This is a genomic window from Pseudomonas sp. 25 R 14 (genome assembly GCF_900004755.1).
GTDB classification, from domain to species: domain Bacteria; phylum Pseudomonadota; class Gammaproteobacteria; order Pseudomonadales; family Pseudomonadaceae; genus Aquipseudomonas; species Aquipseudomonas brenneri.
The window spans coordinates 12,611-26,378 of the sequence record NZ_CVTS01000036.1; the positions used below are offsets into that span (position 1 = coordinate 12,611).

General features: G+C 61.0%; 12 protein-coding genes. 7 read left to right on the plus strand and 5 right to left on the minus strand.

What is annotated here, in order from left to right; all coding sequences use genetic code 11:
- Positions 1-206: 206 nt before the first annotated feature.
- From BFQ03_RS09345 to BFQ03_RS09355, 3 genes are read right to left on the minus strand one after another with little or no spacing between them, the layout of a single operon-like run.
- Positions 207-974 carry a heme ABC transporter ATP-binding protein gene (locus BFQ03_RS09345; RefSeq protein WP_065942920.1) on the minus strand — a complete coding sequence of 256 codons (768 nt, stop codon included), beginning with the start codon at positions 972-974 and terminating at the stop codon, positions 207-209.
- Complete coding sequence (locus tag BFQ03_RS09350; protein WP_032862939.1) at positions 974-2,011, minus strand: FecCD family ABC transporter permease; 1,038 nt, start codon at positions 2,009-2,011, stop codon at positions 974-976. Before BFQ03_RS09350 ends, BFQ03_RS09345 begins: the two co-directional genes overlap by 1 nt.
- Complete coding sequence (locus BFQ03_RS09355) at positions 2,008-2,886, minus strand: heme/hemin ABC transporter substrate-binding protein (RefSeq protein WP_065942921.1); 879 nt, start codon at positions 2,884-2,886, stop codon at positions 2,008-2,010. Before BFQ03_RS09355 ends, BFQ03_RS09350 begins: the two co-directional genes overlap by 4 nt.
- 207 nt (positions 2,887-3,093) lie before the next feature.
- Between BFQ03_RS09355 and BFQ03_RS09360 the strand changes: the two genes are divergently transcribed.
- Positions 3,094-3,411, plus strand: a complete 318-nt coding sequence (locus BFQ03_RS09360) for a Rieske (2Fe-2S) protein (RefSeq protein ID WP_032862936.1) — start codon at positions 3,094-3,096, stop codon at positions 3,409-3,411.
- Here BFQ03_RS09360 and sfsA read toward each other — a convergent pair.
- Positions 3,408-4,121, minus strand: coding sequence for a DNA/RNA nuclease SfsA (gene sfsA, locus BFQ03_RS09365; RefSeq protein ID WP_032862935.1), 714 nt, complete (start codon positions 4,119-4,121; stop codon positions 3,408-3,410). The genes BFQ03_RS09360 and sfsA overlap by 4 nt on opposite strands.
- Positions 4,121-5,293, minus strand: coding sequence for a pyridoxal phosphate-dependent aminotransferase (locus BFQ03_RS09370; RefSeq protein WP_065942922.1), 1,173 nt, complete (start codon positions 5,291-5,293; stop codon positions 4,121-4,123). The genes sfsA and BFQ03_RS09370 overlap by 1 nt, the downstream gene beginning before the upstream one ends.
- A 320-nt stretch (positions 5,294-5,613) precedes the next feature.
- On the opposite strand from BFQ03_RS09370, the gene dksA reads away from it, so the two are divergent.
- The 6 genes from dksA (at position 5,614) to BFQ03_RS09395 (ending at position 13,763) form a co-directional block, all read left to right on the plus strand.
- Positions 5,614-6,048 (plus strand): RNA polymerase-binding protein DksA, encoded by a 435-nt coding sequence (dksA, locus tag BFQ03_RS09375; protein WP_032862933.1) that lies wholly within the window; start codon positions 5,614-5,616, stop codon positions 6,046-6,048.
- 84 nt (positions 6,049-6,132) lie between these two features.
- A complete protein-coding gene (gluQRS, locus tag BFQ03_RS09380) occupies positions 6,133-7,020 on the plus strand; it encodes a tRNA glutamyl-Q(34) synthetase GluQRS (protein ID WP_032862932.1) in 888 nt (295 codons plus the stop codon).
- A gap of 62 nt (positions 7,021-7,082) precedes the next feature.
- The gene (locus BFQ03_RS29705) at positions 7,083-7,259 is read left to right on the plus strand and encodes a hypothetical protein (RefSeq protein ID WP_003176118.1); all 177 of its coding nucleotides are present in this window, start codon (positions 7,083-7,085) and stop codon (positions 7,257-7,259) included.
- The gene (locus BFQ03_RS09385; protein WP_162237657.1) at positions 7,243-10,197 is read left to right on the plus strand and encodes a sensor histidine kinase; all 2,955 of its coding nucleotides are present in this window, start codon (positions 7,243-7,245) and stop codon (positions 10,195-10,197) included. The genes BFQ03_RS29705 and BFQ03_RS09385 overlap by 17 nt, the downstream gene beginning before the upstream one ends.
- Positions 10,198-10,219: 22 nt before the next feature.
- Entirely contained in the window at positions 10,220-11,653 is a 1,434-nt protein-coding gene (locus tag BFQ03_RS09390; RefSeq protein ID WP_032862930.1) for a sigma-54-dependent transcriptional regulator, read from the plus strand.
- 712 nt (positions 11,654-12,365) lie between these two features.
- Complete coding sequence (locus tag BFQ03_RS09395; RefSeq protein WP_029298948.1) at positions 12,366-13,763, plus strand: polynucleotide adenylyltransferase PcnB; 1,398 nt, start codon at positions 12,366-12,368, stop codon at positions 13,761-13,763.
- Positions 13,764-13,768 lie beyond the last annotated feature (5 nt).

Genomic DNA, 13,768 nt, shown 5'->3' on the forward strand with positions numbered 1-13,768 from the left:
TCCAAACAGACGTTTGAGGAAACATCCCGGGGCCGCAAAAACAAATGTTGACTCTTAAATGAGAATCGTTATGATTATCACAACTGGTCGCGAGATCAGCCGATAACTGAAAGACCATTGGTTCGGACTCTCAGCTTATCTCCTCATCAGGCTAATCACGGTTATTTGACCCGGCTCTTGCCGGGTCTTTTTTTGCCTACGGTTTTTTAACGGGCGATGATCAATGGATGACCTAGCTCAGGATGGGGCTGCACCAGTACATCCAGGCCAAACACCGCCTTGAGCAGTTCAGGACGCAACACCTGCGTCGGCGTATCCAGGGCATGGGGGCGGCCGTTCTCCAGCAGCAGGATACGGTCGCAGTAGCGCGCGGCCAGGTTCAGGTCGTGGAGGATCACCAGCACGGCGGCACCACGGTCAGCGAATCTGCGGATAGCCTGCAAGGTGGTGTGCTGGTGCAAGGGGTCAAGCATCGAGGTCGGCTCATCGAGCAATAACGTCTGCCCAGCTTCACCCGGCCATAGTTGCGCCAGTACCCGCGCCAGGTGCACGCGCTGGCGCTCGCCACCGGACAAAGCCAGGTAGCTGCGCCCGCTCAAATGGCCCACATCGGCGGCCTGCAAGGCGGCGGCGATGATTTCATCGTCGCGCACGCGCCCGGTCTGATGGGGCAAGCGCCCCATGCCCACCACTTCCTCGACGCGAAAAGCGAAGTCCAGGGTCGACACTTGGGGCAGCACCGCAAGGCGCTGGGCCCGTTGCGCGCCCTGCCAATCCTTTAGCGCGCGATCGCCCAGCCATACCTGCCCCTCATCCGGGTGCAACTGCGCACACAATGCACCGAGCAATGTGCTTTTGCCCGCGCCATTAGGGCCCAGCACGCCCAAGACTTCACCCGGCCTGAGGTCCAGGGTCACATCGGCCAATACGGTTTTGCGACCGCGACGGACCTGCAGGTTTTCCACTCGCAGCATCAGGCGCGCCCTCGTAACAGCAAGTAAAGAAAGAACGGGGCGCCGATAAAGGCGGTAACAATCCCAATGGGCAATTCCGCGGGTGCCAGGGCCAGGCGCGCTACCAGGTCAGCGAATAACAACAGGCTCGCGCCAGCCAGCACCGAAGCCGGCAACAGCACCCGGTGATCCGGCCCGGCCAGCAGCCGCACAAGGTGCGGCACCACCAGCCCGACAAAACCGATCAACCCTGCGGCCGCGACCGCTGCGCCCACCCCGAGGGCCGTGCAAAACACCAGCTCACGCTTGAGCCCCTCAACGTTGATCCCCAGGTGACTGGCTTCCGATTCCCCCAGGAGCAAAGCGTTGAGCGCCTTGGCCCGGCGCGGTAGCCACAGCGCCACACCGGCACTGACCAGCAACAACGGCCACAAACGCGAGTAGCTGGCACCATTGAGGCTGCCCAGGTTCCAGAACGTCAGGGTGCGCAAGGTGGCGTCATCCGCCAGGTAGGTGAACAGGCCCACCGCCGAGGCCGCCAGTGCGGTCAAGGCGATGCCGGCCAACAGCATGGTTGCGACATTGGTCTGGCCGTCACGTCGTCCCAGGCGATAGACCAGCGCAGTCACACCCAGCCCGCCGAGAAACGCACACAACGACAGCAGATACGGCCCCACGGCATCCGGCAGGCCACCGAAGGCCGCGCCACCGACGATGGCCACCGCCGCCCCCAGCGCGGCGCCACTGGACACGCCGACCAAACCCGGGTCGGCCAACGGGTTGCGGAACAACCCCTGCATCGCCACCCCCGACAGCGCCAGCACCCCGCCAACCGCCAGCCCCAACAAGGTGCGCGGTAAACGGATCTGCCCGAGAATCAACTCGGCCTGCTCCAACCCCTGGGCCTCGATGGGCACGCCAAGCAAACGCAAGGCGGCGCGCAAGGTGTCGAGCAATGGCAGGCTGACCGGCCCCAAAGCCAGGGACAGCCAGATCGCCAATACACATAACAGGCTCAAACCGATGAACAGCGCGCGCGGTTTAACCAGAGTCGTCATGGGGCAGCTTGGGTTTTAGGCGGATAGAACCCGGCGGACAAGGCTTGCAGGCTGGCCGGCAAACGCGGCCCCAGGCCACCGACCAACAAGGTGGGGTCCAACTCAAAGACTCGCCCGGTCTTGGCCGCAGAAGTGGCTGCCAGAATCGGGTTTTCCTTGAACAAGGCCGCGCGGGCTGCCTCGCCACTCAGGGCGCGATCAGAGAACACCAGCACTTCAGGACTCAGCCCCGCCAGGGACTCTACGGAAAATGGCTTGTAGCCACTGTGCGTCGCCAGGTTGTGCCCACCGGCGTGTTGCAGCACCCAATCGGCGGCAGTGTCCTTGCCGGCGATCAGTGGTTTGCCACCGGCATGCCCGAGCACCAGCAGCACACCTGGGGCCTTTTGCCGGGTTTGCGCCTGGGCCACAGCGGCTTTCTGCTCGTCCAGTTGCTGCTGATAGGTGTTGAACAGTGCCGCAGCCTTGGCTTCGGCCCCCAACAGTTTGCCAAGATGTTGCAGGTTGCCTTGCAGGGTCGGCAAATCCGGCTGCGCGGAGAACAGCTCCACTTGCACGCCTGCACCACGTATCTGCGCCAGCACCGGCGGCGGCCCCATTTCCTCGGTGCCCACCAGGATTTGCGGGCGCAGGCTCAAGATCCCTTCGGCCGACAGTTGGCGCTGGTAACCGATACTGGGCAGTGCCTTGAGTGATTGCGGATGCTGACTGGTGGTGTCGACACCCACCAGTTTGGACTCCCCACCCAGGGCCGTCACCCACTCCGACAATGCACCGCCTGCACTGACCCAGCGTTGTGGCAGCTCAGAGGCTTGTGCCCCGTGGTTGACCAGCAGTCCGACAACAAGCGCAATAGCGCTGGTACTCAGGCGCATAAAAGGGTTTCCTTCCAAGGGGTGGAGCCACTGAATCACTCAATCGTGTGACAGATCCTGGCGGTCTGGCATCGTACTGAGCACGCAGTCAGCTAACGGGCGAAGCCGGCATTTGATAATTGTTTGCATTTGAACGTCAAGCGCCAGGCTCGCCCATAAACCCTGGATCGCCCTGCAGCCCTTGACCCGCACCACCTGAGAACACTCATGAAGTTTCTGTGCCCGTCCCACGAACTTGCCCAAGACAGCAGCCGCGGCTTCGATCTCGATGGCCGCAAGCTGTTTGCCGTACGCCGCGAAGGCCGGGTGTATTTCTATATCAACCGTTGTCCTCATCGCGGCGTACCGCTGGAATGGCAACCTGACCGGTTTCTCGATCCCAGCGCGAGCATGATCCAATGTGCCACCCATGGCGCATTGTTTCTGATCGAAAACGGCGAATGCGTCGCCGGCCCCTGCGCAGGCCAAAGCTTGACCCCCCTGCCCGGCCGCGAGGACGCACAGGGATTGTGGGTACAGCTCTAGGGGTTGAGCAACACTGGCAGTGGGCGATCGATATAGATTTGCTGCGCACTCACCTGCACACCGTAAGCTAAGACTTGCACCCCGGCAGCCTTGGCTTCACGCAGTGCCGCGGCATAGCCCGCGTCGATTTCCTCGGCCGGCCGTACACCGTCGATGCCAGACAGATTCACACAGTACAACTGCACGGCTCGTACACCGCTGCGAGCCAGATGCGCCAGCTCACGCAAATGTTTGGCCCCACGCTGAGTCACCGCATCGGGAAACGCTGCGATAGGCGTGCCGTCAAACCCCAGGGTGACACTTTTGACTTCGACATAAGCTGCACCGTCGGGGTAGTCCAGGCGAAAGTCGATACGGCTCTTCTCCTGGCCGTAGGGCACTTCGCGCTTTAAGGCGGTAAAGCCGTTGAGTTCGGTGATCACTCCAGCATTCAGCGCTTCTTCAACCAGTTGATTGGCGCGCGCGGTGTTGACGCACGCCAGGCGGCCCTGGGGTGTTTGCGCGATTTCCCAGGTCCCCGGCAGCTTGCGCTTGGGGTCGTTGGAGCGGCTGAACCAGACTTGCCCGCCCTCGACCATGCAGTTGAACATCGAGCCAGTGTTCGGGCAGTGGATGGTCAGCAATTCGCCGGCTGCGGTTTCGATGTCGGCCAGAAAGCGCTTGTAGCGGCGAATCAGCCGACCTTCTTCGAGGGGAGGATGAAAGCGCATCAGCCTTGCCAACTCTGCAAGCCACGGGCAATGCGTTCCACTGCTTCCTGTAGTCGATCAAGGTTTTGCGTGTAGGCAAAACGCACATGATGACCGGCCTGGAAGCGACCGAAATCCAACCCTGGCGTGAATGCCACATGCTCGGTTTCCAGAAAATGCCGGCAGAACGCGAAAGCATCGCCACCAAAGGCGCTGATATCGGCATACAGGTAAAACGCCCCTTCAGGCTCGACCGCAATACCGAAACCCAACTCGCGCAGAGCCGGTAACAAAAAGTCACGCCGGCGCCCGAATTCGGCCCGTCGCTCTTCAAGAATCGCCAGGGTCTGCGGGGTAAAACAGGCCAATGCTGCGTGCTGGGCCATGCTGGGGGCGCTGATGTACAGGTTCTGCGCCAGTTTCTCCAGTTCGCCCACGGCTGCGGGGGGCGCCACCAGCCAGCCAAGGCGCCAACCGGTCATGCCGAAATACTTCGAAAAACTGTTTAGGACGAACGCGTCATCATCCACTTCCAGCACGCTGGCTGCGTCAGTGCCATAGGTCAGGCCGTGATAGATCTCATCCACCACCAAATGGCCATTGCGCGCCTTGATCGCACTGGACAGGCCAGCCAGCTCATCACGGGTCAGGATGGTCCCGGTCGGGTTGGCCGGCGAGGCAACCAAGGCCCCCACGCTGTCCTGGTCCCAATAACGCTCCACCAGGTCGGCGGTCAGTTGGTAACGCACCTCGGGACCAACCGGCACCAGTTGCGCCGCACCCTCGACCAGTCGCAGGAAATGCCGGTTACAGGGGTAGCCAGGGTCCGCCAGCAACCAGTGCTTGCCGGGATCCACCAGCAGGCTGCTGGCCAACAGCAAGGCCCCGGAGCCGCCCGGGGTGATCAGGATGCGCTCGGGGTCGATGTTCAAGCCATAGCGCTGCTGGTAGAAACCACTGATGGCCTCGCGCAACTCCGGCAGGCCACGGGCAGCGGTGTAGCGGGTCTTGCCATTGGCCAGCGCGGCCTGGCCGGCCTGGATGATCGGCTCGGCGGTGGTGAAGTCCGGTTCGCCGATCTCCAGGTGAATCACATCATGGCCAGCGGCCTGTAGCTCATTGGCCCGCGCCAGCAACGCCATGACATGAAAAGGTTCGATAGCACGACTGCGAGCACTGTAGGGCTGAGCCATTAGCCTTCCTTAACAATGAGGACAAAATCGGGATTCTACCGAACCCGTGAGGTAAAACATGTTCTATTGCCTGCCTGGCTGGCGATGATGAGCCGGGCAAGCGCCGGCAAAAAGACTAAAATCATCATTCGGGACGATGCATGCCCGGCCACGGCGGGTCGCAGCCGTTTGCAACCCCGGCGCGACGGGCCCAGACAACCGGGAGTGGCGCACCCCGAATCTATCTGGTAAGTTCGCCCGCTTGCAGCCGCAGGGCCGGCAGGTGTCGGTGATGTTGCAATCCTGCGCAATGGATTAGAAGAGTGAGAGGCGGTCTATTCATGTCCACCCAAGCAAAGCAACAGAGCATCAGCGGCTTCGAACCCTACATCGAGTCGAAGGGCGAAGAGTACATGGGCGAGCCCATGCGCAAGCACTTCACCAAGATCCTGCAGAAATGGAAACAGGACTTGATGCAGGAGGTCGACCGTACCGTTGACCATATGAAGGACGAAGCAGCCAACTTCCCTGACCCGGCCGACCGAGCCAGCCAGGAAGAAGAGTTCAGCCTTGAACTGCGCGCCCGTGATCGCGAGCGCAAGCTGATCAAGAAAATCGACAAGACGCTGCAACTGATCGAAGACGAAGAATACGGTTGGTGCGAATCCTGCGGCGTCGAGATCGGCATTCGCCGCCTGGAAGCCCGTCCTACCGCAGACATGTGCGTGGACTGCAAGACCTTGGCCGAAATCAAGGAAAAGCAGGTCGGCAAGTAATCCCTGCCGAGCTGAACGAATGGGGCGTGCAAACGCCCCATTTTTGTTTCTGGCGCCTGGCGGTTTTCCAGTAATATCCAGGCCATGACAGCCTCCCCCTATATCGGGCGTTTCGCCCCCACGCCCAGCGGCCACCTGCACTTCGGCTCCCTGGTTGCAGCCCTCGCCTCCTATCTCGACGCCCGTGCCAATCAAGGCCGCTGGCTAATGCGCATGGAAGACCTCGACCCACCCCGTGAAGAACCCGGCGCCCAGGCAGCGATCCTGCATGCCCTGGAAAGCTATGGTTTTGAGTGGGACGGGGAACTGGTCCGACAAAGCGAGCGGCATGATGCCTACGCCAAAGTACTGAACGACATGTTCAACCATGGCCTGGCCTACGCCTGCACCTGCTCACGCAAGCAACTGGAACCGTACAACGGCATTTACCCCGGCCTATGCCGCAATGCCGGCCACGATCAGCAGGATGCCGCCATTCGTCTACGTGTTCCCGAGCTGGAATACCATTTCACCGACCGTGTACAAGGCCAATTCCGACAACACCTGGGCCGCGATGTCGGCGATTTCATCATCCGCCGCCGCGACGGCCTATATGCCTATCAACTGGCCGTGGTGCTCGACGATGCCTGGCAAGGCGTAACCGATATCGTACGCGGCGCCGACCTGCTCGACTCCACGCCACGCCAGCTGTACCTGCAAGAGTTGCTGGGCCTGCGCCAGCCGCGCTACCTGCATGTGCCCCTGATCATCCAGCCGGACGGTAACAAGCTGGGCAAATCCTACCGCTCCCCGCCATTGATGCCCGACCAGGCCACACCGTTGCTACTAAGGGCGTTGCGCGCGCTCGGCCAGCAACCTGGGGATGAACTGCACCATGCCAGCCCACGGGAACTGCTGGATTGGGGCATTGCGCACTGGGATGCCACTCGGATCCCGCGCACACTCACATTGGCCGAGGCGCAATTACACTGAAGGCGCTTGCAGCCTGCCAGCCATCCGTTAACATCGCCGCAGTTTTTCAATCAGAGGCCAACATGTACATCTATCGCTTGGTCCTGCTGTTGGTCGTCGGGATCTACCTGTTTTCTCCCGCCATCATGGACTGGTGGATCGACGCCACGGGCGCCTGGTATCGCCCTTATCTGCTGTGGCTGATCCTGATCGTCGTGACCTTTATCCTGCAGAGCCAAAAAGATGCCGATGAGCTTTAGCCTGACCCAGATGCTGCTGATCAGCGCCGCCTACCTGGCCGCGCTGTTCGGGGTGGCCTGGATCAGTGAGCGCGGGATGATCCCGCGGGCGATCATTCGCCACCCGCTGACCTACACCTTGTCGCTGGGCGTGTATGCCAGCGCCTGGGCGTTCTATGGCACGGTGGGCCTGGCGTACCAGTACGGTTACGGATTTCTTTCCAGCTACCTCGGAGTCTCTGGGGCCTTCCTGCTGGCGCCGGTGCTGCTGTACCCGATCCTGAAGATCACCCGCACCTACCAGTTATCGTCGTTGGCCGACCTGTTTGCCTTTCGCTTTCGCAGCACCTGGGCCGGCGCGCTGACCACGATTTTCATGCTGATCGGCGTGCTGCCGCTTTTGGCCCTGCAAATCCAGGCCGTGGCCGATTCCATCGGCATCCTCACCCATGAGCCGGTGCAACATCGCGTAGCCCTGAGCTTTTGTGCGCTGATTACCCTGTTCACGATTTTTTTCGGCTCGCGGCATATCGCCACCCGGGAAAAACACGAAGGCCTGGTGTTTGCGATTGCCTTCGAATCGGTAATCAAGCTGATCGCCATCGGCGGCGTGGGCCTGTACGCGCTGTACGGCGTGTTCGACGGCCCGCAACAACTTGAGCTGTGGCTGCTGCAAAACCAGACCGCCCTCGCCGCCCTGCACACCCCGCTGCAAGAAGGCCCATGGCGCACGCTGTTGCTGGTGTTCTTTGCCTCCGCCATCGTCATGCCGCACATGTACCACATGACCTTTACCGAGAACCTCAACCCGCGCTCGCTGGTCAGCGCTAGTTGGGGCTTGCCGCTGTTCCTGCTGCTGATGAGCCTGGCGGTGCCGCTGATCCTCTGGGCCGGCCTGAAACTGGGGGCCACCACCAACCCGGAATACTTCACCCTCGGCATCGGCATCGCCGCCAACAGTAAATCCCTGGCCTTGCTGGCCTACGTCGGCGGCTTATCGGCGGCCAGTGGCTTGATCATTGTCACCACCCTGGCGCTGTCGGGCATGGCCCTCAACCACCTGGTGCTGCCGCTGTACCAGCCGCCTGCCGAAGGCAACATCTACCGCTGGCTGAAATGGACACGCCGCGCGCTGATCGTGGCAATCATCATGGCCGGCTATGGCTTCTACCTGCTGATGGCGGCCGAGCAGGACCTGGCCAACCTCGGCATTGTGGCCTTCGTCGCTACGTTGCAGTTCTTGCCGGGCGTGCTCTCGGTGCTGTACTGGCCGACCGCCAACCGGCGCGGGTTTATCGCCGGGCTGCTGGCGGGGATCCTGGTGTGGCTGGTGACCATGCTGCTGCCGCTGGTCGGTAACCTGCAGGGCTTCTACATCCCGCTGCTGAACATGATCTACGTGCTGGATGACACCAGTTGGCACATGGCGGCCATCGCCTCGCTGGCAGCCAACGTGCTGATGTTCACCCTGATCTCCCTGTTCACCAACGCCAGCCCCGAAGAAACCAGCGCCGCCGAAGCCTGCGCCGTAGATAACGTGCGCCGCCCGCAGCGCCGCGAACTGCATGCGGCTTCGCCCCAGGAGTTCGCCACGCAACTGGCCAAGCCCCTGGGCGCCAAGGCCGCGCAAAAGGAAGTGGAGCAGGCACTGCGCGATCTGTACCTGCCCTTCGATGAGCGCCGGCCCTATGCCCTGCGCCGCCTGCGCGACCGCATCGAGGCCAACCTGTCCGGGCTGATGGGCCCCAGTGTGTCCCAGGACATGGTGGAGACTTTCCTGCCCTACAAGGCCGGCGGCGAAAACTATGTCACCGAAGACATCCATTTTATCGAGAGCCGGCTGGAGGACTACCACTCGCGCCTCACCGGCCTTGCCGCCGAACTCGACGCCCTGCGCCGCTACCACCGCCAGACCTTGCAGGAACTGCCCATGGGCGTCTGCTCCCTGGCCAAGGACCAGGAGATCCTGATGTGGAACAAGGCCATGGAAGAGCTGACCGGCATCGCCGCCCAGCGCGTGGTGGGCTCGCGCCTGACCACCATCGCCGATCCGTGGAAAGAATTGTTGCAGGGTTTTATCAACCTGCCGGATGAACACCTGCACAAACAGCACCTGGCCCTCGACGGCCAGACGCGCTGGCTGAACCTGCACAAAGCAGCGATCGACGAACCCCTGGCCCCCGGCAACAGCGGCCTGGTGTTGCTGGTCGAAGACCTGACCGAAACCCAGATGCTCGAAGACAAACTGGTGCACTCCGAGCGCCTGGCCAGTATCGGGCGCCTGGCGGCTGGGGTGGCCCACGAGATTGGCAACCCGATCACCGGTATCGCCTGCCTGGCGCAGAACCTGCGTGAAGAGCGCGAAGAAGACGGCGAAATCACCGAAATCAGCGGGCAAATCCTCGAACAGACCAAGCGTGTCTCGCGCATCGTGCAATCGCTGATGAGCTTTGCCCATGCTGGCGGCCACCAGAATCACGATGAAGCGGTGTGCCTGGCCGAAGTCGCCCAGGATGCCATTGGGCTGCTGGCCTTGAACCGGCGCAATTTCGAAGTACAGTTCTATAACTTGTGCGATCCGGAACACTGGGTGGTCGGCGACTCACAACGCCTGGCCCAGGTGCTGATCAACCTGTTGTCCAACGCCCGCGACGCGACACCCGCCGGCAGTGCGGTAAGGGTCAAGAGCGAGGCTTTCGAGCACACGGTCGACCTGATCGTGGAGGACGAAGGCAGCGGTATTCCACAGAACATCATGGACCGATTGTTCGAACCCTTCTTCACCACCAAGGACCCTGGTGAAGGTACCGGTCTGGGCCTTGCACTGGTCTATTCCATCGTTGAAGAGCATTATGGACAAATCACCATCGACAGCCCGGCTGACACCGAAAGCCAACGCGGCACCCGTATTCGGGTGACCTTGCCGCGTCATGTCGAAGCGACGTCCGCTGTGAACTGAGACCGTCGAGAGAATTGAATCAATGCCGCACATTTTGATCGTCGAAGACGAAACCATTATCCGCTCTGCCTTGCGTCGCCTGCTTGAACGTAATCAGTACCAGGTCAGCGAAGCCGGCTCGGTGCAGGAAGCCCAGGAGCGTTTCAGCATTCCCACGTTCGACCTGATCGTCAGTGACCTGCGCCTGCCTGGCGCACCGGGCACCGAACTGATCAAGCTGGGCCAGGGCACGCCGGTGCTGATCATGACCAGCTATGCCAGCCTGCGCTCGGCGGTCGATTCGATGAAGATGGGCGCGGTTGACTACATCGCCAAGCCCTTCGATCACGATGAGATGCTCCAGGCGGTAGCTCGTATCCTGCGTGACCGTCAGTCGGCCAGCAGTGCACCCGCTGAACGACCTGCCGGCAAGGCCGCCAATGGCAGCGACAAGCCAGGCGTGGACAACAGCAATGGCGAAATCGGCATCATCGGCTCCTGCCCACCCATGCAGGACCTGTACGTCAAGATCCGCAAGGTTGCGCCCACCGACTCCAATGTTTTGATTCAGGGCGAGTCCGGTACCGGCAAGGAGCTGGTGGCCCGTGCCCTGCACAACCTGTCCAAGCGCGCCAAGGCACCGATGATCTCGGTGAACTGTGCGGCGATCCCCGAATCCCTGATCGAATCCGAACTGTTCGGCCATGAGAAAGGTGCCTTTACCGGTGCCAGCGCCGGACGCGCCGGCCTGGTAGAAGCGGCGGACGGCGGCACCCTGTTCCTCGACGAAATCGGTGAACTGCCCCTGGAAGCCCAGGCGCGCCTGCTACGGGTGCTGCAGGAAGGTGAGATTCGTCGGGTCGGCTCGGTACAGTCGCAAAAAGTCGACGTGCGCCTGATTGCCGCGACTCACCGGGACCTCAAAAGCCTGGCGAAAATCGGCCAGTTCCGTGAAGACCTGTATTACCGCCTGCACGTGATCGCCCTCAAGCTGCCGGCCCTGCGTGAACGCGGTGCCGACGTCAACGAGATTGCCAATGCGTTCCTGTTGCGCCAAAGCGCCCGGGTCAACCGTACCGACCTGACGTTTGCGGCCGACGCCGAACAGGCCATCCGCCATTATTCGTGGCCTGGCAACGTGCGCGAGCTGGAAAACGCCGTGGAACGCGCGGTGATCCTGTCGGAGAGCCCACAGATCTCCGCCGAGCTGCTGGGCATCGATATCGAACTGAGCGACCTGGACGATGACGACTTCATTGGCCTGGCACCGCAACAGGGCGGCAGTAACACCAGCCACGAACCCACGGAAGACTTGTCCCTGGAGGACTACTTCCAGCACTTCGTCCTGGAGCACCAGGACCACATGACCGAGACCGAACTGGCACGCAAACTGGGTGTCAGCCGCAAATGCCTGTGGGAGCGGCGCCAGCGCCTGGGCATTCCACGGCGCAAGACCGGGGTTGCCAGCGAAAGCTGAGGCCAGCTCACATCGGGTAACACCCCAAACGTGAAAAAACTGTTACCTCAGATATTCACGTAACAAAAAGCCGGGGCTTACGGTAACGAAGCCCCGGCTTTTTTATGCCTGCCAAACCCACCATAACCGGCAAAACCCCTTGTTTTGCTGGGGTTTGCAAAAGTTGGCACGCACCCTGCTATATGCTTAGTACAAGAACAATAAAAAGCACCGTACACACACAATAAAAATAAGACGAATCGACTCACGCATAATAAAAACAACACGGCGGAGGCGCAGCTAACTGATTCTTTTGGAGAGGCGTTGCATTTGGGGCTTGCCCCGCAACCAGGCCGAGAACAACAAAAACTGCCCTAAGGCAGAGCCTGAACTGGTTGGATCATTGATCATAGCAACACAGCGACCAAAGCAATCCGTTTGCTCTTGACTCCCGATTGGGAGTGTCATGAAGGTCAAATCTCATGGCGAGGGCGATCAACAAAAACAAGAAGCCCGAAATCAATAATAAAAATAGAGCACGCAACTACTTTCTGGGGGAGCTTCGGCTCCCCTTGTAGTTTCTGCAATTTGAGCATCACGCCGGCTTATTTAAGCCTCTGGCTCAACGCTTGCAGCTAGTTCCTACACCATCCCCTGACTAAATGCTAGAATCCCGGCCCATCATGCGGTCATTCTTCGTTATGGCCGAACATTCCTTCAAACAGTGCATCCCATGCTGAAGAAGTTGTTCCAGTCATTCCGTTCCCCCTTGCGTCGTACGCAACACATTCGCAGCACGCCTGAAGTGCTCAACAGCAATCAACATTCGCTGCAGCGCGCCCAGTTCAGCCGTTATGCGGTGAACATCGTCGAACGCCTGCAGAACGCTGGCTACCAGGCCTACCTGGTCGGCGGTTGTGTGCGCGACATGTTGCTCAACATCACTCCCAAGGATTTCGACGTCGCCACCAGCGCCACGCCCGAACAAGTGCGTGCCGAGTTTCGCAACGCGCGAATCATCGGACGACGCTTCAAGTTGGTGCACATCCACTTTGGTCGCGAGATCATTGAGGTCGCGACCTTCCGCGCGGGCCACCCGCAAAACGATGAAGAGGAAGACAGCAACCAGTCTTCCCGCAACGAAAGCGGACGTATCCTGCGGGACAATGTGTACGGCACCCTGGAAGAAGACGCGCAACGTCGCGACTTCACCATCAATGCCCTTTATTACGATCCGGTCAGCGAACGCATTCTCGATTACGCCAACGGTGTGCACGATATCCGCAATCACCTGATCCGCCTGATCGGCGACCCCACGCAGCGCTACCAGGAAGATCCGGTGCGCATGCTGCGGGCCGTGCGGTTTGCCGCCAAGCTGAACTTCGGCATCGAGAAACACACGGCCGCGCCGATTCGCGAACTGGCACCCATGCTGCGGGAAATCCCCTCGGCGCGCCTGTTCGAGGAAGTGCTCAAGCTGTTCCTGTCCGGGCATGCCGCCGACACGTTCGAAATGCTGGTGGACCTGCAGTTGTTCGACCCACTGTTCCCGGCCAGCGCCGATGCACTGGAGCACAACCCGACGTACACCCACACCCTGATCAGTGAAGCCTTGATCAACACTGACCTGCGGATCAAACAGAACAAACCGGTGACCCCGGCGTTCCTGTTTGCTGCCCTGCTGTGGCCTGCGCTGCCAGCCCGGGTACTGCGCCTGCAGAACCGCGGCATGCCGCCGATTCCGGCGATGCAGGAAGCGGCGCACGAACTGATCGCCGAACAGTGCCAGCGCATCGCGATCCCCAAGCGTTTCACCATGCCGATCCGCGAGATCTGGGACATGCAGGAGCGCCTGCCACGGCGCAGTGGCAAACGTGCCGACCTGCTGCTGGACAACCCGCGCTTCCGTGCCGGCTATGACTTCCTGCTGCTGCGTGAAAGCGCTGGCGAACAGACCGATGGCCTGGGCGAATGGTGGACCGACTACCAGGACGCCAATGACAGCGAACGCCGCGAGATGATTCGTGAGCTCAGCAGCAAAGGCGAAGCCACTGGCGACGGGCCGAAAAAGCGCCGTCGCAGCAGCGGTAGCAAGCGCAAACGCAGTGCCGCCGATACCTCTGGCGAGTAAGCACG

Excerpts from the sequence above, each read along its gene's own strand:
- BFQ03_RS09345 (WP_065942920.1), bottom strand. The coding sequence starts at position 974 with ATGCTGCGAGTGGAAAACCTGCAGGTCCGTCGCGGTCGCAAAACCGTA.
- BFQ03_RS09350 (WP_032862939.1), bottom strand. The coding sequence starts at position 2,011 with ATGACGACTCTGGTTAAACCGCGCGCGCTGTTCATCGGTTTGAGCCTG.
- BFQ03_RS09355 (WP_065942921.1), bottom strand. The coding sequence starts at position 2,886 with ATGCGCCTGAGTACCAGCGCTATTGCGCTTGTTGTCGGACTGCTGGTC.
- BFQ03_RS09360 (WP_032862936.1), top strand. The coding sequence starts at position 3,094 with ATGAAGTTTCTGTGCCCGTCCCACGAACTTGCCCAAGACAGCAGCCGC.
- sfsA (WP_032862935.1), bottom strand. The coding sequence starts at position 4,121 with ATGCGCTTTCATCCTCCCCTCGAAGAAGGTCGGCTGATTCGCCGCTAC.
- BFQ03_RS09370 (WP_065942922.1), bottom strand. The coding sequence starts at position 5,293 with ATGGCTCAGCCCTACAGTGCTCGCAGTCGTGCTATCGAACCTTTTCAT.
- dksA (WP_032862933.1), top strand. The coding sequence starts at position 5,614 with ATGTCCACCCAAGCAAAGCAACAGAGCATCAGCGGCTTCGAACCCTAC.
- gluQRS (WP_032862932.1), top strand. The coding sequence starts at position 6,133 with ATGACAGCCTCCCCCTATATCGGGCGTTTCGCCCCCACGCCCAGCGGC.
- BFQ03_RS29705 (WP_003176118.1), top strand. The coding sequence starts at position 7,083 with ATGTACATCTATCGCTTGGTCCTGCTGTTGGTCGTCGGGATCTACCTG.
- BFQ03_RS09385 (WP_162237657.1), top strand. The coding sequence starts at position 7,243 with ATGCCGATGAGCTTTAGCCTGACCCAGATGCTGCTGATCAGCGCCGCC.
- BFQ03_RS09390 (WP_032862930.1), top strand. The coding sequence starts at position 10,220 with ATGCCGCACATTTTGATCGTCGAAGACGAAACCATTATCCGCTCTGCC.
- BFQ03_RS09395 (WP_029298948.1), top strand. The coding sequence starts at position 12,366 with ATGCTGAAGAAGTTGTTCCAGTCATTCCGTTCCCCCTTGCGTCGTACG.